Origin of the sequence: Zoogloea sp. (genome assembly GCF_028693495.1) — a bacterium.
Classification (GTDB): domain Bacteria; phylum Pseudomonadota; class Gammaproteobacteria; order Burkholderiales; family Rhodocyclaceae; genus Zoogloea.
Genome location: NZ_JAQUVG010000005.1, coordinates 25,528 through 49,989, shown reverse-complemented (window position 1 = coordinate 49,989; position 24,462 = coordinate 25,528). Strand labels below are relative to the sequence as shown.

Annotated in this window: 19 protein-coding genes and 1 pseudogene; 12 read left to right on the top strand and 8 right to left on the bottom strand. The window is 65.4% G+C overall.

All coding sequences use genetic code 11. The features are described 5' to 3' along the window. The 8 genes and pseudogenes from PHD22_RS01890 to PHD22_RS01855 form a co-directional block, all read left to right on the top strand. Positions 1 to 323: pseudogene (locus PHD22_RS01890) on the top strand (hypothetical protein); the annotation flags it as partial. Between the two features lie 3 nt (positions 324 to 326). Further along, positions 327 to 1,100, top strand: coding sequence for a BPSS1780 family membrane protein (locus tag PHD22_RS01885; protein WP_299861494.1), 774 nt, complete (start codon positions 327 to 329; stop codon positions 1,098 to 1,100). Beyond that, on the top strand, positions 1,087 to 1,746 hold the full coding sequence (gene nadD / locus PHD22_RS01880) for a nicotinate-nucleotide adenylyltransferase (RefSeq protein WP_299861492.1): 660 nt from the start codon (positions 1,087 to 1,089) through the stop codon (positions 1,744 to 1,746). Before PHD22_RS01885 ends, nadD begins: the two co-directional genes overlap by 14 nt. Before the next feature lie 4 nt (positions 1,747 to 1,750). Further along, positions 1,751 to 2,113 carry a ribosome silencing factor gene (rsfS, locus tag PHD22_RS01875; protein ID WP_299861455.1) on the top strand — a complete coding sequence of 121 codons (363 nt, stop codon included), beginning with the start codon at positions 1,751 to 1,753 and terminating at the stop codon, positions 2,111 to 2,113. Positions 2,114 to 2,157: 44 nt separating this feature from the next. Next, positions 2,158 to 2,628 carry a 23S rRNA (pseudouridine(1915)-N(3))-methyltransferase RlmH gene (rlmH, locus tag PHD22_RS01870; protein WP_299861452.1) on the top strand — a complete coding sequence of 157 codons (471 nt, stop codon included), beginning with the start codon at positions 2,158 to 2,160 and terminating at the stop codon, positions 2,626 to 2,628. Then, positions 2,625 to 3,242, top strand: coding sequence for a Maf family protein (locus PHD22_RS01865; protein WP_299861449.1), 618 nt, complete (start codon positions 2,625 to 2,627; stop codon positions 3,240 to 3,242). Before rlmH ends, PHD22_RS01865 begins: the two co-directional genes overlap by 4 nt. A gap of 150 nt (positions 3,243 to 3,392) precedes the next feature. Beyond that, on the top strand, positions 3,393 to 4,847 hold the full coding sequence (gene rng / locus PHD22_RS01860) for a ribonuclease G (RefSeq protein WP_299861446.1): 1,455 nt from the start codon (positions 3,393 to 3,395) through the stop codon (positions 4,845 to 4,847). A 165-nt stretch (positions 4,848 to 5,012) separates the two neighbouring features. Then, positions 5,013 to 6,014, top strand: coding sequence for a helix-hairpin-helix domain-containing protein (locus PHD22_RS01855; RefSeq protein ID WP_299861443.1), 1,002 nt, complete (start codon positions 5,013 to 5,015; stop codon positions 6,012 to 6,014). Positions 6,015 to 6,055: 41 nt separating this feature from the next. On the opposite strand, the gene PHD22_RS01850 is transcribed toward PHD22_RS01855, so the two are convergent. From PHD22_RS01850 to PHD22_RS01835, 4 genes are all read right to left on the bottom strand, one after another. Further along, positions 6,056 to 6,589 carry a M48 family metallopeptidase gene (locus tag PHD22_RS01850; RefSeq protein ID WP_299861440.1) on the bottom strand — a complete coding sequence of 178 codons (534 nt, stop codon included), beginning with the start codon at positions 6,587 to 6,589 and terminating at the stop codon, positions 6,056 to 6,058. 64 nt (positions 6,590 to 6,653) lie between these two features. Continuing rightward, the gene (locus PHD22_RS01845) at positions 6,654 to 7,649 is read right to left on the bottom strand and encodes a phospholipase A (protein ID WP_299861437.1); all 996 of its coding nucleotides are present in this window, start codon (positions 7,647 to 7,649) and stop codon (positions 6,654 to 6,656) included. Between the two features lie 139 nt (positions 7,650 to 7,788). After that, positions 7,789 to 13,314, bottom strand: a complete 5,526-nt coding sequence (gene uvrA, locus PHD22_RS01840; RefSeq protein ID WP_299861434.1) for an excinuclease ABC subunit UvrA — start codon at positions 13,312 to 13,314, stop codon at positions 7,789 to 7,791. Between the two features lie 87 nt (positions 13,315 to 13,401). Then, positions 13,402 to 15,336 carry a DUF1631 family protein gene (locus tag PHD22_RS01835; RefSeq protein ID WP_299861552.1) on the bottom strand — a complete coding sequence of 645 codons (1,935 nt, stop codon included), beginning with the start codon at positions 15,334 to 15,336 and terminating at the stop codon, positions 13,402 to 13,404. A 294-nt stretch (positions 15,337 to 15,630) separates the two neighbouring features. Here PHD22_RS01835 and PHD22_RS01830 point away from each other — a divergent pair, with 294 nt between their 5' ends. Continuing rightward, on the top strand, positions 15,631 to 16,497 hold the full coding sequence (locus PHD22_RS01830) for an HDOD domain-containing protein (RefSeq protein ID WP_299861431.1): 867 nt from the start codon (positions 15,631 to 15,633) through the stop codon (positions 16,495 to 16,497). Positions 16,498 to 16,571: 74 nt separating this feature from the next. Here PHD22_RS01830 and PHD22_RS01825 read toward each other — a convergent pair whose 3' ends face one another. The 4 genes from PHD22_RS01825 to PHD22_RS01810 all read right to left on the bottom strand — a co-directional run bounded on the left by PHD22_RS01825 (position 16,572) and on the right by PHD22_RS01810 (position 21,911). Beyond that, positions 16,572 to 19,100, bottom strand: a complete 2,529-nt coding sequence (locus PHD22_RS01825) for a DNA topoisomerase III (RefSeq protein ID WP_299861428.1) — start codon at positions 19,098 to 19,100, stop codon at positions 16,572 to 16,574. A 97-nt stretch (positions 19,101 to 19,197) separates the two neighbouring features. Further along, a complete protein-coding gene (locus tag PHD22_RS01820; RefSeq protein WP_299861425.1) occupies positions 19,198 to 19,674 on the bottom strand; it encodes a DUF494 domain-containing protein in 477 nt (158 codons plus the stop codon). A gap of 28 nt (positions 19,675 to 19,702) precedes the next feature. Then, positions 19,703 to 20,788 carry a DNA-processing protein DprA gene (dprA, locus tag PHD22_RS01815; RefSeq protein ID WP_299861423.1) on the bottom strand — a complete coding sequence of 362 codons (1,086 nt, stop codon included), beginning with the start codon at positions 20,786 to 20,788 and terminating at the stop codon, positions 19,703 to 19,705. Between the two features lie 19 nt (positions 20,789 to 20,807). Continuing rightward, a complete protein-coding gene (locus PHD22_RS01810) occupies positions 20,808 to 21,911 on the bottom strand; it encodes a LysM domain-containing protein (protein WP_366520664.1) in 1,104 nt (367 codons plus the stop codon). 154 nt (positions 21,912 to 22,065) lie between these two features. On the opposite strand from PHD22_RS01810, the gene def reads away from it, so the two are divergent. The 3 genes from def to htpX all read left to right on the top strand — a co-directional run bounded on the left by def (position 22,066) and on the right by htpX (position 24,430). Next, a complete protein-coding gene (gene def, locus PHD22_RS01805) occupies positions 22,066 to 22,569 on the top strand; it encodes a peptide deformylase (protein ID WP_299861420.1) in 504 nt (167 codons plus the stop codon). Then, positions 22,569 to 23,489 carry a methionyl-tRNA formyltransferase gene (fmt, locus tag PHD22_RS01800; RefSeq protein ID WP_299861417.1) on the top strand — a complete coding sequence of 307 codons (921 nt, stop codon included), beginning with the start codon at positions 22,569 to 22,571 and terminating at the stop codon, positions 23,487 to 23,489. The genes def and fmt overlap by 1 nt, the downstream gene beginning before the upstream one ends. An 86-nt stretch (positions 23,490 to 23,575) precedes the next feature. Beyond that, on the top strand, positions 23,576 to 24,430 hold the full coding sequence (htpX, locus tag PHD22_RS01795; protein WP_299861415.1) for a zinc metalloprotease HtpX: 855 nt from the start codon (positions 23,576 to 23,578) through the stop codon (positions 24,428 to 24,430). Positions 24,431 to 24,462: the final 32 nt, after the last annotated feature.

Genomic DNA, 24,462 nt, shown 5'->3' with positions numbered 1-24,462 from the left:
GCAGCATCGTCTTCTCGGTGCTGTGGGTGCTGCTGATCACCGCCCTGTGGTTTGCCGCACCCCTGGTGGTCCTGCGCAACACCCCCCCCCTGGATGCGATGAAGATGTCCCTGTCCGCCTGCTTCGGCAACTTCGGGGCCTTCGTGCTGCTGGGCGTGATCATCTATGTGCTGATCTGGGTGGCGATGATTCCGGCAGGTCTGGGCGTGCTGATCCTGATCCCGGTTCTGGCCGGCACCCTCTACGCGTCCTATCAGGACATCTTTCCTGCCGCGCTTCCCGGGCCCCCGCTGGCCCCCGCAATCCCCCCCACCGGAGAATAAGCCATGCAGGCACGCATGCTCCCCGCCCAGCGCGGCTGGGTCTGGATCTTTGACGGCTTTATCCTCTGGAAACGCAACCCGGCGCTGCTCACCTTCCTGGTGTTCGGCTGTTCCCTGGTCCTGCTGCTGATTGCATCGGTTCCCCTGGTCGGCCAGGTGGCCATGTCCCTGATCATGCCGGCGATGTCCCTGGGCATCTTCAACGGCTGCAAGGCCGTGCATGAAAGGCGCAAGGCGGGCCCCGAGGTGCTGATCTCGGGGTTCAAGCAGAACTTTCCCGAACTGGTCAAAATCGGGGGGCTGTACCTGGCCGGCACACTGATCGTGATGGGCATCAGCCTGCTGATCGACGGCGACATGAACGAGAAATTCGGCAAGGCCATGCTGGGCAAGGCCGAATGGGGCGAGACCTTCGACGATCCGTCCTTCACACTTGCGCTGCTGGTGGCCACCGTGGGCTCCACGCCCCTGATGATGGCCTACTGGTTTGCGCCGCTGCTGGCCGGTTGGGGCAAGGTGCCGGCCGCCAAGGCCCTGTTCTTCAGCTTCGTCGCCTGCCTGCGCAACTGGCGTCCCTTCCTGACCTATGGCATCGGCCTGATGACCATCGCCATGATGGCTGGCGTGCTCATCAGCATCCTCGGGCTGGTATCACCCCTGCTGTCGATCCTCCCGGCCATGATCTTCCCGGTGGTGTTCATACCGGTGGTCTTTGCCAGCTTTTACACCAACGCGCTCGACGTTTTCGAGCATATCGGGCCCCATGAGCCAAACTGATCCGGGCACTCCGCTCGGCCTGTTCGGCGGCACCTTCGACCCGATCCACTACGGCCACCTGCGTCTGGCGGAAACCGCCCGCGAGGCGCTGGGCCTGGACCAGGTTCGGCTGATTCCGGCGGGGCAGCCGCCCCACCGGGCCACCCCGGGTGCCAGCGGCGAAGCCCGTCTGGCGATGGCGCGCCTGGCCGTCGCCGACAACCCCCTGCTCGAGGTGGATCCGGCCGAAGTGGACGCCCGGCAGGCCAGCTTCACGATCCTGACCCTGGAGCGCCTGCGCAGGGAGCTGGGGCCCACCCGCCCCCTGGTCCTGCTGCTGGGGATGGACGCCTTTCTGGGGCTGCCTACCTGGCGACGGTGGACCGAACTGTTCGACTACGCCCACATTGCGGTGGCCAACCGGCCCGGCTACCACCTGGACGATGCCCATCTGCCGCCAGCGCTGCAGGCCCTCTGCTCAGCGCGCCGGGCAGAGCCGGCGACCCTGGTGACAAGCGCCTGCGGTGCCCTGGTGCCCTTCGTCATGACACCTCTGGCCATCTCGGCCACCGACATCCGCGGCCGCCAGGCTGCCGGGCTCAGCCTGCGCTATTTGCTCCCCCCGGCAGTTATTGACTATATTTCCCTGCACCAACTCTATCTCTGAATCAATGGAACTCACCCAATTCGAAAAGCTCGTCGTCAACGCCCTGGAAGACATCAAGGGCAAGGACATCCAGGTCATCAACACCACCCGTCTCACTTCCCTCTTCGACCGGGTCATCGTAGCCACCGGTGACTCCAACCGCCAGACCCGGGCCCTCGCCCGCAACGTCGCCAACACGGTTCGCGAAGCAGGCCTGCCGGTGATCAGCATCGAAGGCGAGGACAGCGGCGAATGGGTGCTGGTGGACCTGGGTGACATCGTGGTGCATGTGATGCAACCCGCCATCCGCAGCTACTACAATCTGGAAGAACTGTGGGGAGCCACGCCGGCCCGTCCGACGCGGCCGGCAGCTGCCCGGATTACCTGAGCGCGTGCTCACCGCGGTGGGCCTGATCCCGCCGTTCCTCGCCCATGAAACTTCTCCTGATTGCCGTCGGCACCCGGATGCCCGGATGGGTGGACAGCGCCTTCGACGACTTCGCCAAACGCATGCCCCGCGAGTTGCCCCTGCAACTCGTGGAAGTGAAAGCCGAACCCCGTACCACAGGCAAGACCGTCGAGGCCATGATGCACCTGGAGGCTGCCCGCATCGAGGCGGTGCTCCCTCCCCGTTGCCGCCGGGTCATCCTCGACGAACGGGGAGAGGACATGAGCACCCGGAGCATGGCCAAACGCCTGGAACGCTGGCAGGATCAGGGCGACGACGTGGCCCTGATCATCGGGGGGCCCGACGGGCTGTCCCCCGGGCTGAAGGCCACCGCCCACGAGACCATGCGGCTCTCCAGCCTCACCCTCCCCCACGCCATGGTCCGCGTGCTGCTTTCGGAAGCCCTCTACCGGGCCTGGAGCCTCTCCAGAAACCACCCCTACCACAGGGAATGACCCCTCACCCCTCAATGATCTACCTCGCCTCCAACTCTCCCCGTCGCCGCGACTTGCTCAAGCAGATCCATGTCAGTTTCGAGCCCCTGCTGTTCCGGGGCCCCGGGAGGGAGGATCACGACATCAACGAGAGCGTGCTACCTGGAGAAGACGTGATGCATTACGTGCAGCGGGTCGCCATGGCAAAGGCGGCAGGTGGTGTGCTGCGGGTGCGCTGGCGACGCTTGCCCCAGCGTCTGCTGCTGGCGGCGGACACCACCCTGGGCCTGGATGGGGAGATCATCGGCAAACCGGACAGCGACGAGCACGCCAGTGAAATCCTGAGGCGACTGTCCGGGCGTACCCACCAGGTTCTGACCTCCGTCGTACTGACCGACGGAACCCGCTTCGAACAGCGCCTGTCGACCAGCGAGGTCCGCTTCAGACCCCTCAGCGAGGAAGACATCCGCCGCTACGTCGCCAGCGGAGAAGCCGCCGACAAGGCCGGGGCCTACGGAATCCAGGGCCGGGCGGCGATCTTCGTGGAAGAAATCCGCGGCAGCTACACCGGGATCATGGGCCTGCCCCTGTTCGAGACCGCAGCCCTTCTGCAGGATTTCGGCTATCCTCCGTGAGCGGCCGTCGGCCACAAGGCTGGCCCGCTGGAGGAGATCGCACCCAACCCGGAGCGCGGCAACTACTGCGCCATGGGTGCCGGGACCACGAGCGGCGATCGGCGATGGCACCCCAGGGTGTCATCGCCCATCACCGTTTTCACCCGCATCATGTCTGAAGAATATCTGATCAATTTCACCCCCCAGGAAACCCGGGTCGCCCTCATGCAGCAGGGGGTGGTCCAGGAAGTGCATGTGGAGCGCACGGCCAGCCGCGGTATTGTCGGCAACATCTACCTCGGCCGGGTCGTCCGTGTGCTGCCCGGCATGCAGTCTGCCTTCATGGACGTGGGCCTGGACCGGACCGCCTTCCTGCATGTGGCCGACATCTGGTCGGACCGCCACACCGGGGATGCGCCCCGCCCCATCGAGCGTATCCTGGCCGAAGGCCAGAACCTGATCGTCCAGGTCCTCAAGGACCCCCTCGGTACCAAGGGCGCCCGCTTGTCCACCCAGATCTCCATCGCTGGACGGATGCTGGTCTACCTGCCCCAGGACAAGCACATCGGAATTTCCCAGCGGATCGGGGACGAAGCCGGCCGGGAGGCCCTGCGCGCGCGGGTCAGCCGCCTGCTGCCAAAGGAAGAAACCGGCGGCTACATCGTGCGCACCATGGCCGAGAATGCTTCCGACGAGGAACTGGCCGCTGATATCGCCTATCTGCGCAAGCTGTGGTCCGAGATCAAGAACCGCTCGGTGGGTGCCCGCCCCCCCACGGTGCTCTACCAGGATCTCAACCTGGCCCAGCGGGTCATGCGCGATCTGGTCACCGACTCCACCACCCGAATCGTGGCGGACTCCCGGGAAAACTTCCAGAAACTCACGGCCTTTGCCACCGAGTACATGCCCCAGGTGGCGCCGCTGCTCAAGCATTACACCGGGGAGCGTCCCCTGTTCGACCTGCATGGCGTCGAGGCGGAGATCGAGAAGGCCCTGGCCCGGCGGGTGGATCTCAAGTCCGGCGGCTATCTGATCATGGACCAAACCGAGGCGATGACGACCATCGACGTCAATACGGGTGGATTTGTCGGGGCACGCAACTTTGACGACACCATCTTCAAGACCAACCTGGAGGCCGCCCAGGCCATCGCCCGCCAGCTGCGCCTGCGCAACCTGGGGGGCATCATCATTGTGGACTTCATCGACATGGAGAGTACCGACCACAGGGCAGCCGTACTCGACGAGTTCCGCAAGGCCCTTGCCCGGGATCACACCAAGATGACGGTCAATGGTTTCACGACCCTGGGCCTGGTGGAGATGACCCGCAAGCGGACCCGGGAATCCCTCGCCCATCTGCTCTGCGAGCCCTGTACCACCTGCGGCGGGCGCGGCGAAGTCAAGACGGCCCGGACCGTAGCCTATGAAATTCTGCGGGAACTGCTGCGGGAAGCACGCCAGTTCAACGCCCGGGAGTTCCGGGTACTGGCCGCGCCAAATGTCATCGACCTCTTCCACGAAGAGGAGTCCCAGTCCCTGGCCATGTTGTCGGACTTCATCGACAAGACCATTTCCCTCCACCCGGAAGCCAGCTACGGACAGGAACAGTTCGACATCGTGCTCCTCTGAAATCCATACGGCATACCCGCACCAAACCGGTGCAAGCCCAGCAATGGTGCGGCTTTCAAGGGCATCTGCCTTGTTTCAGTGCATCCAAAAATTCAATCGCCAAACGATTGACGCTGCCTTCGGAGGGCACCCAAAATCGCGCCCTTCCGATCAGGCAAGACTTCCATGATGCATCCCACACCCACTTCCCCCGCCCCCACCGACGCCGCTCCCCTCCGGATCGGCCCCAACCATGGCTATGCCTTCAACGGAGATCAGGTCCGCCTGGATGCCGAGTTGCTGATGCAGCAGAGCGATGCCCTGGACGGGCAGGCCTGGGCGCTGCAGCTCTGGACCTGCGACCCGAGCGGCGACGGCAGCATCCCGCTCCGCCACAAGATTGCGGAAGCCCCGATCAGCCTGGCCACGGCGGATGCCCGGCCCTGGGCCGTCGCCTTCGCACAGGCCTTTCCACCCGCCGGAAGCGAGGCTCACCCGCTGGCGCTGGCGCTGGCCACGGGGCATGAAGGCCACTTCGAGCAGATCGTCGACACGGTATCCTTTCCCCGCACTGAAGCCTTCTGCCAGCCCCGGCTGACCGGAAGCGCCGGTTTCAGCCTCGACGGGCAAGCCGTCCGTGTCCATGTGGAAGGCGTCGAGAACCCCCGCACTGCCGACAACCTGAGCGGCTCCCTGTCCCTGGAACTGTGGGCCCTGGCCTCCGACGGCACGGCCGCAGAGTGGCCCCTGTGCGCCATCGAGCTCGGAACCCTGGGCGGGCAGTGCAGCCTGTCGGCCCTTTCCTTCGAATGCCCCGTGACCCCGGCACCCCCCGGCACCTGGCAGGTCGCACTGCGACTGCGGGAATGGACTGCCGCGGGCTATGTCACGCGGGACCAGCGGGACCTTCCCCAGCCCGTCTGCTGGAATGCGCCGGCTCCGGAAGTACTCCCCGCTCCTGCGGGCTCGGGTCAGAAGGACAAGGCGGAGAAAGGCCGGAGCACGGCGCCCCGGACTGCCGTGAACACCGCCACCGCAGCAGAGCTGGCCACGGTCAAGGGGCTTCCCAAGAAGGTTGCTGCGGCGATCCTGACCCACCGTCCTTTCCTTCATCTGGACGATCTGCTGGCCCTGAAGGGCATGGGGGCCAGACTCCTGGACAAGCTGCGGACCCAACTGACGCTCTGACACGGAGCCCAAGCGGCCTTCCATTCTGCACCGACACCCGCTTACCCTGGGGCAACAGCGCCCCACAGGGGGTCTCCCTTCGCCTCCATCCAGGTGAGCCAGGTCCGGACATCGAACTCCAGCTGGTGATAGTCGGGCTCCATCCGGCAGCACAGCTGGTAGAAGGCCTTGTCGTGATCAGGCTCCCGCAGGTGGGCCAGCTCGTGGGCCACGATCATCCGGAGGAAGGCCTCCGGCGCCTCACGGAACAGGGTGGCAATGCGGATTTCCCGCCGGGTCTTCAGCCTGCCGCCCTGAACCCGGGCCACCCGCGTATGGGTGCCCAGCGCCTTGTGGAGGCTCTGCAGCTTGCCGTCGTAGGCCACCTTGCTGACCGGCGGTCCGTTCCTGAGGTGGCGGGCCTTAAGCTCCGCCACGTAGTCGTACAGGGCCGTGTCGTTGCGGACCCGATGGGCCAGGGGATACTTCGCGAGCAGCAGGGGCCCCAGCGTCCCCTCCGCCAGCAGTCCGCGAACCTGCTCAAGCAGGGGCTCGGGATAACCCAGGAGATATTTCAGGGATTGGGGGGAAGACATGGGCAGCGAAACCCTCGTTTCTTGAGCGAACACCCAGCAGCTACCCTTCTTTGCCTGCCCCGGGCTACAGCCAGTCCACCAGCGACACACCCATACCGAGGGTGGTCTGGCGGTGGTTGTAGTCGATCAGGGTCTCGCCGTAGCCACTGAACACCTGGACGAACCCCTTCAGGTTGCGGTGAATGGGGAAACTCCAGTCCAGCTGGGCGGAGCCCCGGCCGCCGCTCTGCCAGAGAGGCCCCCGGAGATTGAGGCCCAGCCCGTACTCACCGAAGCGCCACATGGCCTGCAGGTCCCCATGGCCCAGGTAACGGCCGATATCCGGATTGTCGTCCTTGCCCGGCTTCTCGGAGAAGCGGTACCAGGGGCGGATCAGGAGCGCAAAATCGTCCCGCTCGATGCCGATCTGCCCCATCAGGCGGTTCCAGCTGCGGGACAAGGGCTCAGCCCGGCCGTTGGACTGGTGGTTGAATCCCAGGGACATCATCTTGAGCTTGAACCCGGCGCCCACATCCAGATTGGTGCGGAACACGGCCATCAACTCGGGCTCGTAGTTGGTTTCCCGAAAGGGCGACGAGTTGCTCTTGTTATACACCTGCCAGCTGGACTGCTGGGTGTAGCCCATCCACAGATCTCCATGACGCCCGAAGAGCCCTTCCCACAGCTTGGTCTTGAAGCTGATCTGGTACTTGGCCTCCAGCGGCGAGACATCCAGTAGCTCCCCAACGGAACGATCCGGCCCCGGCGATGAGGGCTGACGGTTGGCAGAATTGGTGATCCGGCCCAGCAGGATGTAGGTGGGTTTGTAGGGCTTGATCAGGAAGCTACCCCGCTTGTCCTCCGCATCCAGCTCCCAGCGGGTGGAAAAGGGGGTTTCCTCGGCGCCCGGCCTTGGCGGCGCCTCCTGGTGGGGCCGGTTCACCGCGGTGTCATAGCAGGCCAGGCGTTCCGTGTTGTCCGCGATGGCCGCGCAAAGGGCAGGATCGCCGGCGGCACGCACCGCGCCACTCAGGCTCACGCCCGTGATCAGCATCAAAGTAAGGCGACAGGGCAAGGACATCGGGAAGGCTTCCATGGAAAACGCGGGGCAGGCTCGGCCAAAGGTCACCAAGATACCGCCGTTACGGGCGGGCGGGAACCCGCACCGGAACCGTCATGGGCACAGCTCCGGGCGCGGCAGGACCAAGGGGGGCATCCTTTCATCGGGGAGAGTCTCCTCTGCGTGCTGCCATGAACTCACCGAGGATCCGCCCGGTATGGGAGCGGACCACCTGCACCACGGCTTCCGGCGGCCCCTCGGCGACGATCTCGCCGCCGCCGTCGCCCCCTTCCGGCCCCAGGTCGATGATCCAGTCGGCCTCGGCCATCAGGTCCAGGTCGTGTTCGATGACCAGCACCGTGTGTCCGGCGTCGGCCAGGCGGTGCAGCACATGGATCAGCTTTTCCACGTCGGCCATGTGCAGGCCCACGGTGGGCTCGTCGAGCACATACAGGGTGTGCTTTTCCGGGGGTAGCGGGCGGCCCGGCCCGGCGGCGGATTCGCCGGCCCGGCCGCGCACCTTGGCCAGCTCCGACACCAGCTTGATGCGCTGGGCCTCGCCGCCGCTGAGGGTCGGGCTGGGCTGGCCGAGGGTCAGGTAGCCCAGGCCCACGTCCTGCAGCAGGCGCAGGGGGTGGGCGATGGACGGATGGGCGGCAAAGAAGTCCACCGCGTCCTCCACGGCCATGTGCAGCACCTCGGCCACGCTCTTGCCCTTCCAGCGCACGGTGAGGGTTTCCGGGTTGAAGCGGGCACCGCCACAGGCCTCGCAGGGCATCTTCACGTCGGGCAGGAAGTTCATCTCGATGGTGATCTGGCCCTGCCCCTCGCATACCGGGCAGCGCCCGGCGCCGGTATTGAAGGAGAAACGCGAGGCCGTCCAGCCGCGCATCTTCGCCTCGGTGGTCTCGGCAAACAGCTTGCGGATGGCGTCCCAGAAACCGATGTAGGTGGCCGGGCAGGAGCGTGGCGTCTTGCCGATGGGGGTCTGATCCACCTCCAGCAGACGGCCAATCTGCTCGCGCCCGTCCAGGGCATCGCAGCCCACCGGGGCGGCAGCGGCCAGGCTGGCGTGGAGCACATCGCGGGCGAAGGTGGACTTGCCCGAACCGGACACACCGGTGACGACGCTGAGCCGGGCCAGGGGCACCCGGGCCGACACGCCCTTGAGGTTATGCAGGGTGGCGTTGCGGACCACCAGAGCCGGGTGATCATCGGCCACCGCACGGCGAGGTGCCAGCGGATGCACCAACGGCTGATTGAAGCAGCCCCCGGTGGCCGAGTCCGGCGCGGCCATCAGGTCGGCAAGCCGGCCCTGGGCGATGATCTGGCCGCCACGCACCCCTGCGCCGGGGCCGATGTCGATGACGTGGTCGGCGCGGCGGATGGTGTCCTCGTCGTGCTCCACCACCAGCAGAGTGTTGCCCCGGCCCTTGAGGGCCTCCAGAGTGTCCAGCAGCAGCTGGTTGTCCCGTGGATGCAGACCGATGGTGGGCTCGTCGAGGATGTAGCACACGCCGGTGAGGTTGGAACCCAGCTGAGCCGCCAGACGGATGCGCTGGGCCTCGCCGCCCGACAGCGTGGGTGCGGCACGATCAAGGGCCAGGTAGCCCAGGCCCACCTTCTGCAGAAAATCGAGCCGGCCGCGGATCTCGCTCACCAGGTCGCGGCCGATCTCGGCCTCCCGATGGGCCAGCTGCAGGCCCTCGAAGAAACCCGAGACCTTGCCCACCGCCAGGGACGACAGCTCGTGCAGGCCCAGATCGCGGAAGCGCACGGCCCGGGCCACCGGGTTGAGGCGGGCGCCGTGGCAGCTCGGGCAGGCTTCGTCGGTTTCCTGCTCCAGTTCGCCCAGATCCAGCTCGTCCGGGTTCTCCACCTTGCCGGCGATCTTGACGCCGGTGCCGTAGCACTCCGGGCACCAGCCGTGCTTGGCGTTGTAGGAGAACAGGCGCGGGTCCGGCTCGGGGAAGCTGGTGCCGCACTCCGGGCAGGCGCGCAGGGTAGACAGGGTCGTCAAGCTCGCAGTGGTCTCACCCAGGGGCAACAGCTTGAGCACGCCCTTGCCGTGCTCCAGGGCTGCAGTCACGTAGTCGCGCAGTAGCGGCTCGGTGTCGGCGCCCACCTTCACTATGCCCACCGGCAGCTCGATGTTGTGCTCCTTGTAGCGGTCGAGGCGCGGCCACTTCTTGGTGGGCAGGGTGTCGCCATCGACGCGCAGCTGCTCGAAGCCCTTGCCCCGAGCCCACTTGGCCAGGTCGGTGTACAGGCCCTTGCGGTTGATGATCAGGGGCGCCAGCAGCTCCACGGACTGGCCGGCGAAGTCGCGCTGGATGTGGGCGACGATGGATTCGAAGCTCTGGGGCGTCACCGGCACGTCGCAGCAGGGACAGTACTGGGTGCCCAGCTTGGTGTACAGCAGGCGCAGGAAGGGCTGGATCTCGGTGAGGGTACCCACCGTGCTCTTGCGCCCGCCGCGGCTGACCCGCTGCTCGATGGCCACCGTGGGCGGAATGCCGAAGATGGCGTCCACCTCGGGCCGAGCCGAGGGCTGGGCGAACTGGCGGGCGTAGGCGTTGAGGGATTCCAGATAGCGCCGCTGGCCTTCGCCGAAGACGATGTCGAAGGCCAGGGTGGACTTGCCCGAGCCGGACAGGCCGGTGATCACCGTGAACTGGTCGCGGGGGATGTCCAGGCTGATGTTTTTCAGGTTGTGATGGCGGGCGTGACGGATGGTGATGGCGTTATCGGCCACCGGCCGGTAGCGCACCGGCGGCTCGGCCACCACCGGGGCGGCCTGCATGGCGGCGAGCTGGGCGGCGTAGTCGGCCAGGGCCTTGCCGGTGTGGGAGGCCGGGGTGGCGGTCAGCGTGGCCGGCGTGCCCTCGGCGACAATCCGCCCACCACCGCTGCCCCCCTCGGGGCCCAGGTCCACCAACCAGTCGGCGGCGGCGATCACGTCCAGATTGTGCTCAATGACCACCAGGGAGTGGCCGGCATCCAGCAGCTTCTCGAAGGCCGACAGGAGCCGGGCCACGTCCTCGAAGTGCAGGCCGATGGTGGGTTCGTCGAACAGGAAGAGCAGGCCGGGTTCATCGCCGGAGGCGGCTCTCTTCGCCTTTTTGGCCGCCAGCTGGGCGGCCTCGGCCAGGTAGCCCGCCAGCTTGAGGCGCTGGGCCTCGCCCCCCGAGAGCGTGGGCACCGGCTGACCCAGGCGCAGGTATTCCAGGCCCACGTCGGCCAGGGGCGCCAGGGCGGCGAGCACGGTTTTCTGATCGGCGAAGAAGGCCAGGGCCTCGGAGACGGTCATCTCCAGCACGTCGGCCACCCCCTTGCCGCGCCAAGACAAGGCCAGGATCTCCGGCCGATAGCGCTTGCCGTCGCAGTCGGGACAGCGCAGGTACACGTCGGAGAGGAACTGCATTTCCACGTGCTCGAAGCCCGAGCCAGTGCAGGTGGGGCAGCGCCCGGTGCCGGAGTTGAAACTGAAGGTGCCCGGCGTGTAGCCCCGTTCCTTGGACTCTTCCAGGTTGGCGTAGAGCTTGCGGATGGCGTCCCAGGCGCCTACGTAGCTCACCGGGTTGGAGCGGGCGCTCTTGCCGATGGGGGACTGGTCCACCATCACCACGCCCTTGATGGATTCCACGCCGGCCAGGTCATCAAAGGCACCCGGCGTCTCGGCCGACTGGCCGAAGTGCTTGGCCAGAGCCGGGTAGAGCACGTCCTGGATCAGGGTGGATTTGCCCGAGCCCGACACGCCGGTGATGCCCACCAGGCGCTGCAGCGGAAGGGCCAGATCGACGCCCTGCAGGTTGTGCTGGCGGGCGCCCAGCAGCCGGAGGCGGGGCGCGTCCGCCGCCACCGGGCGCAGCTGGCGGCGGGCATCGACGCGCTTGCGGCCGGCCAGGTAGGCGCCGGTGAGGGAGGCGGGGTCGTTGGCGATGGCCGTGGGGGCGCCGTAGGCGACGATCTCGCCGCCCCGCTCGCCGGGGCCGGGGCCGATGTCGAGCAGGCGATCGGCGGCCAGCATCAGCTGGGGGTCGTGCTCCACCACCACCAGGGAGTTGCCAGCATCGCGCAGGCGCTCCATCACGCCCAGGATGCGGTTGATATCCCGCGGGTGCAGGCCGATGGAAGGCTCGTCCAGCACGAACAGGGTGTTCACCAGCGAGGTGCCCAGGGCGGTGGTGAGGTTGATGCGCTGCACCTCGCCGCCGGACAGGGTGCGGGACTGGCGGTCGAGGGTAAGGTAGCCCAGACCCACGTCCTGCAGATACTTGAGCCGCCCCTTGATCTCGCCCAGCAGCAGCTCGGTGGCCTCGTCCAGGGGCGCGGGCAGCACCAGCCCGGCCACGAAGGGCACGATCTCGTCGATGGGCCGGGCCATCAGCGCGTGGATCGCCCAGTCGCCCGCCGCCGACGGCAGGCGCCACAGCAGGGCGTCGGGCTTGAGGCGGGCGCCGTGGCAGGCCGGGCATTCGGTATAGCTGCGGTAGCGCGACAGCAGCACCCGGATGTGCATCTTGTAGGCCTTGCTCTCCAGCCAGTCGAAGAAGTGGCGGATACCGTACCAGTGACGGGGCCAGGAGCTGTCCCAGCTCTTCCATTTGGGGTCGCCCTCGAACAGCCACTCCCGGTGCTCGGGGGGCACGTCGCGCACGGGGATGTCCATGGCCACGCCGTACTTTTTGGCCATCTTCGCCAGGTCGTCCTGGCACTCCTTGAAGCTGGGGCTCTGCCAGGGCTTCACCGCGCCCTCCTCCAGCGTCTTGGACTCGTCCGGTACCACCAGGGAGAAATCCACCCCGATGACCCGCCCGAAGCCCTTGCAGGTCTCGCAGGCGCCGACGGGCGAATTGAAGGAGAACAGGCTGGGCAGCGGGTCGGAGTAGGCGATGTCGCAGTCGGCGCAGTGCAGGCCGCTGCTGAACTGCCAGCGGGTTTCGCCGGCGTCGCCCAGGGCGTGCACCGACAGGCGGCCATGGCCGACCGCCAGGCCGGTCTCCAGGGCCTCCATCACCCGGGCATGCTCGGCATTGCCCAGGCGGAAACGGTCCTGCACCACATGCAGCACGTCACCGTCGCGGGAGTGGATGCGGGTGTAACCCTGCTGGGCGAGGAGGCCGGTGATCTCCTCGTCGCTGAAGTTGCCCGGCACCGTCACCGGGAAGCTCACCACCAGGCGCGGGTCACCCGCCGCCCCGGCGCGGGCCGACAGGTCGGCGAAGATCGTCGCCGGCGTGTCGCGGCTAACGGGCTTGCCGCAGCAGCGGCAGTGCAGGCGGGCCGCCCGGGCGTAGAGCAGCTTGAAGTGATCCGCCAGCTCGGTCATCGTCCCCACCGTCGAGCGGGAGGTACGCACCGGGTTGGTCTGGTCGATGGCGATGGCCGGCGGCACGCCCTCGATGCGATCCACCTGGGGCTTGTCCATGCGGTCGAGAAACTGCCGGGCGTAGGGAGAGAAGGTCTCCACGTAGCGGCGTTGGCCCTCGGCGTAGAGGGTGTCGAAGACCAGCGAGCTCTTGCCCGAGCCGGACACCCCGGTCACCACCACCAGCTCGTTATGGGGGATGTCGAGAGACAGGTTCTTCAGGTTGTTCTGACGGGCGCCGCGGATGCGGATGGCGTCGGCATCGGCCGGGCCATGGACAGGGTCGGACGTACAGGCGGCAGGATCGGGACACATGGCAGGCAGGCGGAAATGACTTCAGGGCTGGATTGTAGGGCCTGTTGCAGACCTGCCACCCACCTGTCGGTTCCCCGTTCAGGCGCCTCAGGGATGAAGAAGCCTCTCGGTCGTAGCCGCATCCACCAGAGAAGCGGGACGGAACACCCGGGTACCCGGCGCCCGGGAGCAAGCCGCCAGAGCACGGGCCGTCATGGCCAGCACCTGAGGGCTATCCCCATCGGCAATCAGGATCAGTTGATGCTGGTGGCCGATCAGGGCAACGAAACCCCGCATCACCTGTCCATCCGGCAGACCCACAGCCACCGGATCGCCGATCCCCACTTCTGCCCATTCCGGATCCGGCATGGATGCCTGAGGCAAGTGCTGCTTGTGACACAGGAACAGGAAGTCCGGGATCCCGGCCACCGGCCCCAGACTGGTGCCGGACACGGGGCGACGCAGGGGCGCAGGTGGCACCTCACCCGCCAGGAGCGCCATCAGGTAGGCACGGCACGGCCTCAGCCCCTCCCGCACATGACTTTCCGACAAGCCCAGCCACAGCAATCCCTGCTTCAGTCCCTCGAACAGAGCGGGCAATGCTTTGCGGAGAGCGGCACCCGCCGCCTCGCCCACAGGCATCCGGCCAGCCTCGAGCAGCTGGCGGGCAAGCGCCACACTCTCCTTCCAGCGTGCGCTATCCACCCCCCGCCGATAGGCGACCCGGGCCAGCACATGCACCCAGAAGCCCTCGACAAATTCCCGGAGCAGCGTGACCGGTTCCTCCGCCACCAGTCGCTGGACCTCCAGACTTGCCTCGATCAGTGCAACCTCCCGCCGCTCCAGGCGATCCGCCTGGTCAGCCAGGGCCTTGCCCCTAGCCAGGGCACCTTGAAGGCGGGCATCCAGAATCGCCTCGATCTGACCGCATGCACCCTCGATATCCTTGTCACTCACGCGCCGGAATTGAGACAAACCCTCGACCACCCCCCTCAAGGCACGACAGACGGGCAGATCTGGCGAAGCATCTGGAGCCAGTTGGCGCCCCAGATCAGCCAGCCGGTCGATGACCGCCAGGACCCGATGACGACGAGCCTGCAGCAGGGCTTCACTACGGAGGGCCAGACGCAGCAATGGCACCCGCAGGCCAGCGATCACTTCACGGACCGGCCTCGAAAGCCCCGACGCAGGCCTGAGTGCGAAGGCGCTGACGACCTCCAGTATTTCCACGGCAGCAGCCTGATCAGGGCTGAGCAAGGACCCCAGCTCACTGTTCACCAACGAAACACCCTCGCTACCGTGAGACCGACGCTCTCCCAGCCAGCCTTCAATACGTTCTACCAGGACCGCTGCCAGAGACGGATCCAGACTCCCCGGCGAACGAGGCAGGCTTTCCCGCCGGCTCAGTACGGCCAGGCGCAAGGCTTCAACGGGAGAAATAGGCAGGCTGCTGAGGGCCTCCGGAGAGTCCGTCCAGTCCAGCGCCGGGAAGGATGCTGCCGTCGGCACCGGCGGAGCCAGGGGGAAAGACGGAGCCGACTCCAGCCAACCCTTGTCACCCAGCGCCAGCTCGTGCTCGAAATCGCGGTAAAAGCGGGCCAGTCCTACCCCCAGGGCAGGCTCCAGCCGACGCAGCAGATCGAGGGCTTCCGACGGATGGAGCCCCTCCGCTTCCTGAAGGTCCCGCAGAATGTGGCAGACGATGCCCGACGATACTGCTGCCGCCGCCGCCGTATCCCCCCCGACATCCATCAACAGCCCCTTGAGGCGAATCTGCAGGGCCGCCTGCTCCCGCCCACAAAACTGACCAAGCCGCCGCTCCAGATTGAGCAATTCCGCGGAGAAATCCGCGTCCGCGCCATGAATCACGGAAACGGACGGATGGCGGCGAGGGGACGCGAGGGCCTCCGGAGCGAGAAGCCCAGCGGCCTGATCGAAACGGGCGCCTGCCGCGGAGACCAGCAGACCGATCCATTCCCGGTGACGAACTTCCTGCTCGAGGACTGCACGCAGGGCGCTCAGAAAGACCGCGCGGCAACGCACAAGCAATTTTTCTGCGGCAGGTGGAGGAACGGCTGGCATGCGATAGTGCAATCAACGGACAAACGCAAATACTAGCCACTATGGTCGGTAACGGTAAAAATGGCAGAACCGCAAGCGTGACAGGTGCCCGCTTCGGGCGGAAGAAATCCTCTTTATGCCCCGTCAGCCCTCCAGCCCGTCATGAAGGGGAATGAATGGATCACAACATCGTCTACGTGAGACCTGTGCAACAGGCAAACCACCGACAAAGCATCAAAATCATCTTTTTTACAAAAATCAAAACAATCTCGCGCCATGGCCACAAGCACAGACCCGAAATCTGCCTCCCTCACCATCGATGCCGATATTGCACAAAGCCTGGCAAGGGTTCGCATCCCTCCCTGCCCTGCCATCGTCACGGAAATCTTGTGCGAGATCCAGAAAGATGACCCGCAAATCAAGGTGCTGAACAGGATCATTGCATCCGATGTGGGCATCTCGGCCATGGCAGTCAAACTGGCCAACTCCGCGATTTTCGGGAATGCGGCAAAGGTGACCAGCGTCCAGCAGGCCGTCAACCGCCTGGGTACAGCCAACATCCTCAATGTCGTCGTGGATGCCGCACTGCGCAAGAGCAGCGATGGTCTGCCCTCCCAGTTGATGGAAAAATTCTGGAGCCGGGCCTCATCCCTGGCCCTGGCGGCTGGCCTGCTGGCCCGTCGACACGTGGGCATCGCCCCGGATGCAGCCTATACCTACGCCCTGTTCCATGACGCGGCCATCCCGGTGATGATGCAGAACTTCCCGGACTACGCCCCCCTCTATGCTGCCAGCGAAGGCGATGGAGCCCAGCTGATCGCTCAGGAACGGGCCCATTTCCACTGCGACCATGCCGTAGCCGGCTGGCTGCTGGCCCGCAACTGGGGGTTGCCTGAGCCCATTGCCCTCGCCATCCGCTACCACCACGACCCGGAAGCCTACATCCTGCCCGAGAGCACCCTCCCGTCAAACTCCCTGGCCCTCATAGCGGTGACCATCATCGCCGAACATGTGGTGGGCGAATTCATCGGGGATGCCGACCTGATCGACAACAGGGCCTTTGAGGACGCAAGACTCTTCCTGGGAAGCTCCGATGCAGATCTGGACGAGTTCCAAGAAATCATTGCCGCCGCTCTCGCCTGACCCACCGGAGGGGCCATGGCCCAACAAAAAGCCCGCCTTTGACCGGCGGGCTTTTTGTTGGGGGTCCGGCCAGCTTACTCCGCTTCCGCTTTCTTGCGGGTTGCAGTTTTCTTGACGGCAGGCGCCTTGGGCGCTTTGGGCTCCTTCTTCTCGAACTCGAACCCCACCTTGCCATCGTCCCCCCTGACCAGGAAGGCCGAGAACTTGCGCTTGGTGCGGCTGGAAACAAAGCTCTTCAGCAGATCGGTTCGACCCGTATCGAGGAGCTTGTGCATCTGCTCCCGTTCGATGGGTTGCTGCAGGATGATCTTGCCTGAACGGAAGTCGCAGGATTTGCCGGGGCCCACCGATTTTTCGCAAACATAGGACAGTCCGTGCTCGTACACCTGGGCCTGGCACTTGGGGCATTGGCCGAGGGCGTCCTGACCGGAGAAATCGACCGGTTCAGCAGTTTCCTCTTCCTTGGGCTGCCCAAAATCGAATTCAGGCTGCTGGTCGTCGTTGAGGCGGATTTCAGCATTGAACAGCCGCCCCATCTTGTTGCGAAACCCCAGCAGGGGACCCACACGGCCCACGGACAACAGGGTTTCGATCTCCCCCAGTTCGAACTGACGGCCGGCAACGATCTTCCAGGCGCTCCAGTCGCAAGCCTGACACGCGAATTTCTTGTAGTTTTCCTTCACCTGGCCGCCACACTTGGGGCAGGGCGTCTGCAGGGTCGCAAAATCCCCCGGTACGGTATCGGACTCATAGCGCTTGGCCCGCTCGACCATGTCGCGGGTCATGCTCTGGATGTGCCCCATGAAATCCGCCCGGGACAACGCCCCCCGCTCCATCTGGGCGAGCTTGTGCTCCCACTCGCCGGTGAGCTCCGGTGAGGTCAGCTCATTGGTGCCCAGACCCCGCAGCAGGGTGATCAGGGAGAAAGCCTTGGCTGTCGGAATGAGCTCCTTGCCATCCCGTAACATGTAAGTTTCGCCAATCAGGTTCTCGATGATCTGGGCCCGGGTCGCCGGGGTACCCAGGCCACGGCCAGCCATCGCCGCCCGCAGCTCCTCATCGTCCACCATCTTGCCAGCCCCTTCCATGGCCGACAGCAGGGTCGCCTCATTGAAACGCGCTGGCGGCTTGGTCACCAGCGCCTTAAGCAGGATTTCGTCGGTACTGACCTTCTCGCCGGGCTCGACCACCACCAGTTGGGGCGCCCCCCCCTCTTCCTCGCTCACCGCAGCAGCCTTGCCATACACCGCCAGCCAGCCTGGATTGACCAGGATCTTGCCCTCGGTCTTGAAGGCTTCACCCTCGACCCGGGTGATGCGAGTGGTGATACGGTACTCGGCTGCCGGGTAGAACACGGAAAGGAAACGCCGGGTGACCAGATCGTAGATCTTGGCTTCAGCCTCGGACAGGCTCTTGGGCTGTGTGCCGGTGGGAATGATCGCGAAGTGATCGGAGATCTTGGCGTTGTTGAAGATCCGCTTGTTGGGCTTGATCCAGCCGTGCTTGACGATCTCGTTGGCATGGGGCCCGTAAGCATCTGGCAGACCGGCCAGGATCCCGGGCACCTGCCCCACGTAATCTTCCGGCAGCGCGCGGGCGTCGGTACGGGGATAAGTGAGTACCTTGTGCTTTTCGTAGAGGGCCTGGGCCAGTTGCAGGGTGGTGCGGGCCGAGAAACCGAAGCGGCCGTTGGCTTCCCGCTGCAGGGACGTAAGGTCAAAGAGCAGGGGGGACAACTGGGTAGAAGGCTTTGACTCTTCCTCCACCTGCCCCGGTTTGCCCTCGCACTTGGCTTTTATCGCTTCCGCCCTGGCCTTGTCCCACAGCCGGAAGGCCGTGGCATGCTCCGCCAGGGGTGCGCCTTCCTCGGGCTTCCTGAAACCTTCATCGAACCAGCGCCCGGCATAGGCTCCTGCGATGCAACCAAAACTGGCTTCCAGCTCCCAGTAGTCGGTGGGCTTGAAAGCCCGGATCTTTTCCTCTCGCTCGACAACAATCGCCAGCGTGGGGGTCTGTACCCGGCCAACCGTGGTCAGGTGGAAACCACCCGTCTTGGAATTGAAGGCCGTCATCGCCCGGGTGCCATTGATCCCGATCAGCCAGTCACTCTCGGCCCGGCAGACGGCGGCCTCGCGCAGGCCTTCCACTTCGGCGGCAGGACGCAGATGGGTGAATCCGTCACGAATCGCATTGGCAGTCATCGACTGCAGCCACAGGCGCTGCACGGGCTTGGTGGTGCCTGAATGCTGGACGATGAAGCTGAAGATCAACTCCCCCTCGCGGCCCGCGTCACAGGCGTTGATCAGGCCGGTCACATCCTTGCGCTTGATCAGACGGGTGAGGAGTTTGAGACGGTCTTCAGTCTTTTCGATGGGGTTGAGGGCGAAATGGGGCGGGATCACCGGCAGGTGGGCAAAGGACCACTTGCCCCGCTTGACCTCAAACTCGGCGGGCACGCTCAATTCGAGCAGGTGGCCGACGGCCGAGGACAGCACGTAGTGCTCGGACTCGAAGTAATCCTTTTCCTTGGTAAAGCCCCCCAGGGAGCGGGCGATATCCGCTGCAACCGAAGGTTTTTCCGCAATGATCAGCTGCTTGCTCATGCCGGTAATGCGCCCTGCCGCGCCTGACTCAGGTTGTTGGGTTTGAGCGGCGCATCATACGGAAGGCTGCGCCGGGCTTGCAAGACAGAGGGGGCGGTCAATGCACCAGGAATGGCGCCGGCTCATCCTCACCGTCCACTTCGTTGAGAAGCTCGTCAAGGATGAGACCGTTGATCGGACGATCCTGCTGCCAGAGGACCATCAGCACGATGACCTTCAGGTTGTCGAGTTCGATCTCGGCTTCAACCAGGGCCAGGGCACGCTCGACGATCATTTCCCGACATTCGGAATCGAGGATGCCTGCGTTTTCGAGAAAGAGGAGGAAACCGCGGCACTCCACCCCGAGACGGACCAGTTCATCGTCTGCATAGACCCGCAGGGAGCCCGGCCGGGCGAACTGGGCGGGACGCTCAGCGTCGGAAAGCTCACGCAAACCGGACAGCCATTCGAGGGCTTCGGTGATTTCGTCTTCGTCGAAACCGGCGGCAGTCAGCTTGCGGGCCAGTTGCGCAGGTTCGGGGCAGGCGTCGGCGTGGACGTAGTTCTCGAAGAGGTATACGAGGATATCGAACATGGCGCGTGGGCCTGAGGCCGGTCGTTTTTCAGAGGCGCTGGAAACGCCCTCCGGGCAGGCGGGCAACCCTTCCGTCGAGTTCCAGCAGGAGCAGGATGGCGTAGAGCGCCTCCGTCGTCAAGCTGGTGCGGTGCACAAGAGCCTCCAGGTCTGCCGGGTCGTGCCCCAGGGCCTCCAGCACAGCTCCGCTTTCCCCTCCCTCACCGCCCGGCGACAGCACCTGAACTGGCGCGCCTTTCGGTGGTTCCCAACGCAGCTCTTCCAGTATGTCATTGGCAGATTCAACAAGCTTGGCCCCGTCACGAATCAGCCGGTGGCATCCCCGGGCCACGGGGGAATGAATGGAACCCGGAACAGCAAACACCTCCCGCCCGCAATCAGCGGCCAGTCTGGCGGTGATCAGGGAGCCGCTCTTCACGGCAGCCTCAACCACGAGCACCCCGCGAGCCAAGCCGGCGATCAAGCGATTGCGACGGGGAAAATGATGGGCCAGGGGGCCACTACCCAGAGGAAGCTCGCTGACGATCACCCCTTCGACTGCGATCCTGCGGGCCAGGTCCCCGTTCCGGGCCGGATAAATCCGGTCGGCCCCCGTACCGATCACCGCCACAGTGCGGCCGCTCCCTGAAAGCCCGCCCCGATGGGCCGCTGCATCGATCCCCAGGGCAAGTCCGCTGACAATGGTCACCCCTGCCGCGGACAAGGCCGTTGCAAAGGCCTCCGCATTGGCCTCCCCCTGGGGTGTTGCACTGCGGGCACCTACAACCGCGATTGCCGGACGGCCAAGCAGCGCCGGATCCCCCTTGACGTACAACAGTACGGGTGGATCGGGAATTTCCAGCAACGCAGCTGGGTAGGCTGGATCCCCCAGGGTCAGGATGGTGTTGCCCGCCTCTGCGAGCCATGCCAGCGCGGCATCCATGCCCGGACGGGCATCGTGTTCCAGCAACAGTCGCGCCTGAGGAGCCCCCACCACGCCGGCCAGGGCAGCAAAACCAGCTTCATAAATAGACTCGGGCAAGCCGAAGGCGGCCAGCAGCTGACGCTGACTGGCCGGCCCCACGCCCGGCGTGAGGGTCAGGCGCAACCAGGCTTCCAGGGGATGGAGCGACACCGTGGCCTGGGGAAACTGCTCAGGGGTTCCTGACGCGGTCGGCCACCGTTGCGGGACCGTCGCTTTCCATCACCAGGGCGTAGGACACCCGATCGAAGACCCGGAACACGAAGACAAGACCATAGCGCTGATCGGGCAGGCTGAAGCGCTGGGCAGGACCAATGTTCTCCTCCCGATACACGGCCTGCCCCCGGTTGCGATGAAGAGCCAGCACGTACCCCACCTCCATGCCATCCTGCTTGCCGAGACTGATGGAAACCACGTTGTGACGACCGGTTTCATCCACCCCGTTATAAATGGACACGATCCGGCCGCTCATCTCCTGCTCTGGTGGCCGTGGCACGTAACTGGGCAACTCGGCAGGCTGGGCAGGCAGCAGGCGATCCCCCTTGCCGATCTCCTGCTTGAAGCTGGTCACCAGAAGAGTCGCCGGCACGGGAGCCGCCTTGGCATCCTCAAGCACGGGGCCACTCCCTTCGGCCGTCACCCGCGCCTGGCCTAGGTAGGTGGCTTCATATCCCAGCACCTCCTTGGTGACCGGCTCCACCAGAGGCTTGGCCTTGCGATAGACATTCCAGAAATTGACTCCGGGGGTGACCCGGGTAGCGAAGATGCTGTCCCCGGGGCTGGTGAAGACCCGTCCCTCCTGAGTCGCCACAACGATGCCTGCGGCGGAGTCGTCGGCCGCGCTCACCACCAGAGGCTCGGTCAGGAAAGGCTTGATGGCCCGCAGGGGAATGCTTTGGATCGCTTCATCACCCTTTTCTGCGTAGACCTGCGGAAACCGTTTCTCGTACAGGGGCTTGTCACCGGGGCCACCGACGCGACGGCCCAGCCTGAGGGTTGGCCCATTGCGGTCAAGGACAACGACCTGCCCGGGATAAATCAAGTGGGGGTTACGGATCTGCTCCCGGTTGAGACGCCAGACTTCGGGCCAGCGCCAGGGCTCCCGGAGGAACCTGCCGGAAATACCCCACAGGGTGTCACCGGGCACCACCACGTGGCTGTCGGGAGCGTTGTCGGCCAGGCGGACGGGATCCGCTGCACCCACGCCCGCAGGTACCAGGGCGGCGACGCCGATGAAGAGGGCAGATATAATCCGGATCATTGGAATTTCGCTCACTTTCGGCGGTCTCACCTGCCGTACCGAACAACCTCTGAAGGCTGCTCCGTGGGCAGTCTATTTGGCGGAGCCCGATGTCCGTCGTCATTCAAGACACGAGCATCGCATATTTGGCTCAAAATTCTGCACGTAAAGTCTTCATCCGGCAATATTTATGGCGCTCCTACCCATCCTCCGCTACCCCGATCCCCGTCTTCACACCAAGGCCCAGCCCGTGGCCAAGGTCGATGATGCCATCCGCACCCTGATCGCCGACATGGCCGAAACCATGTACGAGGCGCCGGGCATCGGTCTGGCCGCAAGCCAGGTCAATGTGCATCAGCGCATCGTCGTGATTGACGTTTCCGAAGACAAATCGGGCCTGCTGGCCCTGATCAACCCGGAGATCATCGAGCGCTCCGGCGAGCAGGTCTGCGAAGAAGGCTGCCTGTCGGTGCCCGGCATCTATGACAAGGTAAGCCGGGCCGAAAAGGTACGGGTGCGCGCACTCAACCAACAGGGTGAGCGCTTCGAATTCGACGCGGAAGGCCTGCTCGCCGTGTGTGTCCAGCATGAGCTCGACCACCTGGACGGCAAGGTCTTTGTGGAATACCTCTCCGCCCTCAAGCAAAACCGCATCAAAGGCAAGCTCGCCAAAAAAGCCCGGATCACCGCCTGATGAAAGTCGCCTTCGCCGGAACCCCCGAGTTCGCTGCCACCGCCCTCGAAGCCATCCTCTCCGCCGGTTTCGAGGTACCCCTGGTCCTCACCCAGCCCGACCGGCCCGCCGGCCGCGGCATGCAACTGCAGCCCAGCCCGGTCAAGCAGGTCGCGCTGTCCGCCGGCATCCCGGTGCATCAGCCCGAAAAGCTGCGCACGCCCGAGCAGCAGGCCCCCCTGGCGGGTTGTGCTGCCGACGTCCTGGTCGTGGCCGCTTACGGCATCATCCTGCCCCAGACCGTGCTCGACCTTCCCCGACACGGCTGCCTCAACATCCACGGCTCCCTGCTGCCCCGCTGGCGCGGCGCAGCCCCCATCCACCGGGCCATCCAGGCCGGCGATGCGCAGACGGGCATCACCATCATGCAGATGGACGCAGGACTCGACACCGGTGACATGCTGCTGCGGCGTCCAATCGCCATCGCGTCCGATGACACCACCGGCAGCCTGCACGACCGCCTGGCTTGGCTCGGCGCCGAAATGATCGTCGAAGCCCTGCAGGCCCTGCCCGACGGGCTCACCGCCACCCCTCAACCGACCGAGGGGGTCACCTACGCCGCCAAGATCGGCAAGGCCGAGGCGGCCATCGACTGGAACCGGCCGGCCATCGAGCTGGAACGCATGATCCGCGCCTTCAACCCCTTCCCCGGTGCCATCGCCACCTACGGCGACACCCCAGTTAAGCTCTGGCGGGTCCGCGCCATCGATGCCACCGGCTCTCCAGGCGAAGTCCTGCTGGCCGAAGGGGCCGGGGTGATCGTCGCCTGCGGTGAGGGCTCCCTGTGCATCACCGAACTCCAGAAGCCCGGCGCCAGGCGTCTGCCCGCCGCCGACTTCCTGCGCGGGATGCCGATTGCCGCTGGCACCCGGTTTGCCTGAACTCACATCAGGGCATTGAATTTTTTGCGAAAGGCGCCATCCAAGCTGGCAACTTCCGCTTAAACCTGAAAGGACGGATACCCACAATGTTCGGCAACTGGCTCAAGACGTCCATCCTGATGGCCGGGATCATCGCCCTCTTCGGGGTGATCGGCGCCATGCTCGGTGGCAAGACGGGGATGCTCCTCGCCCTGGTCTTCGGCGGCGCGATGAACATCTATTCCTACTGGTTCTCCGACAAGATGGTGCTGCGCATGTACAACGCGCAGGAGGTGGACGAGACCAGCTCGCCCTACCTGTACAACATGGTGCGGGAGCTGGCCGGACGCGCCCAGATGCCCATGCCCAGGGTCTACATCATTCATGAAGACCAGCCCAACGCCTTCGCCACCGGCCGCAACCCCGAGAACGCCGCTGTGGCTGCCACCACCGGCATCCTGCAGATGCTCAGTCAACGCGAGCTCCGCGGGGTGATGGCCCACGAACTGGCCCACGTGAAACACCGGGACATCCTGATCTCCACGATCTCGGCCACCATGGCAGGCGCCATCTCGGCGATTGCCAACTTCGCGATGTTCTTCAGTGGCCGTGACGAAGAGGGTCGTCCCACCAACATGATCGCCTCCATCGCGGTGAGCCTGCTGGCGCCTCTGGCCGCGAGCGTGATCCAGATGGCCATCTCCCGGGCCCGAGAATTCGAGGCGGACCGGGGCGGTGCCGAGATCTGCGGGGATCCCCATTCCCTTGCGGACGCCCTGGCCAAGATCGACGCCTTTGCCCGTGGCATCCCGATGCCCACTGCAGAGGCACATCCGGAAACCGGCCAGATGATGATCATGAATCCGCTCTCCGGCGGGGGTCTGCGGGGCCTCTTCAGCACCCACCCGGATACGGGCGAGCGCATTGCCCGCCTGCGTGCCATGGCGCCCGGCCGGCGCTGAGCACACACCCAGGTCCAGCCACCGAAACCCGG

Coding starts and splice junctions, on each gene's coding strand:
- PHD22_RS01885 (WP_299861494.1), top strand. CDS start 327: ATGCAGGCACGCATGCTCCCCGCCCAGCGCGGCTGGGTCTGGATCTTT.
- PHD22_RS01850 (WP_299861440.1), bottom strand. CDS start 6,589: ATGTCTTCCCCCCAATCCCTGAAATATCTCCTGGGTTATCCCGAGCCC.
- fmt (WP_299861417.1), top strand. CDS start 22,569: ATGAAAGTCGCCTTCGCCGGAACCCCCGAGTTCGCTGCCACCGCCCTC.
- PHD22_RS01855 (WP_299861443.1), top strand. CDS start 5,013: ATGATGCATCCCACACCCACTTCCCCCGCCCCCACCGACGCCGCTCCC.
- PHD22_RS01825 (WP_299861428.1), bottom strand. CDS start 19,100: ATGAGCAAGCAGCTGATCATTGCGGAAAAACCTTCGGTTGCAGCGGAT.
- htpX (WP_299861415.1), top strand. CDS start 23,576: ATGTTCGGCAACTGGCTCAAGACGTCCATCCTGATGGCCGGGATCATC.
- PHD22_RS01820 (WP_299861425.1), bottom strand. CDS start 19,674: ATGTTCGATATCCTCGTATACCTCTTCGAGAACTACGTCCACGCCGAC.
- PHD22_RS01830 (WP_299861431.1), top strand. CDS start 15,631: ATGGCCACAAGCACAGACCCGAAATCTGCCTCCCTCACCATCGATGCC.
- PHD22_RS01845 (WP_299861437.1), bottom strand. CDS start 7,649: ATGTCCTTGCCCTGTCGCCTTACTTTGATGCTGATCACGGGCGTGAGC.
- PHD22_RS01865 (WP_299861449.1), top strand. CDS start 2,625: ATGACCCCTCACCCCTCAATGATCTACCTCGCCTCCAACTCTCCCCGT.
- rsfS (WP_299861455.1), top strand. CDS start 1,751: ATGGAACTCACCCAATTCGAAAAGCTCGTCGTCAACGCCCTGGAAGAC.
- rlmH (WP_299861452.1), top strand. CDS start 2,158: ATGAAACTTCTCCTGATTGCCGTCGGCACCCGGATGCCCGGATGGGTG.
- uvrA (WP_299861434.1), bottom strand. CDS start 13,314: ATGTGTCCCGATCCTGCCGCCTGTACGTCCGACCCTGTCCATGGCCCG.
- rng (WP_299861446.1), top strand. CDS start 3,393: ATGTCTGAAGAATATCTGATCAATTTCACCCCCCAGGAAACCCGGGTC.
- def (WP_299861420.1), top strand. CDS start 22,066: ATGGCGCTCCTACCCATCCTCCGCTACCCCGATCCCCGTCTTCACACC.
- nadD (WP_299861492.1), top strand. CDS start 1,087: ATGAGCCAAACTGATCCGGGCACTCCGCTCGGCCTGTTCGGCGGCACC.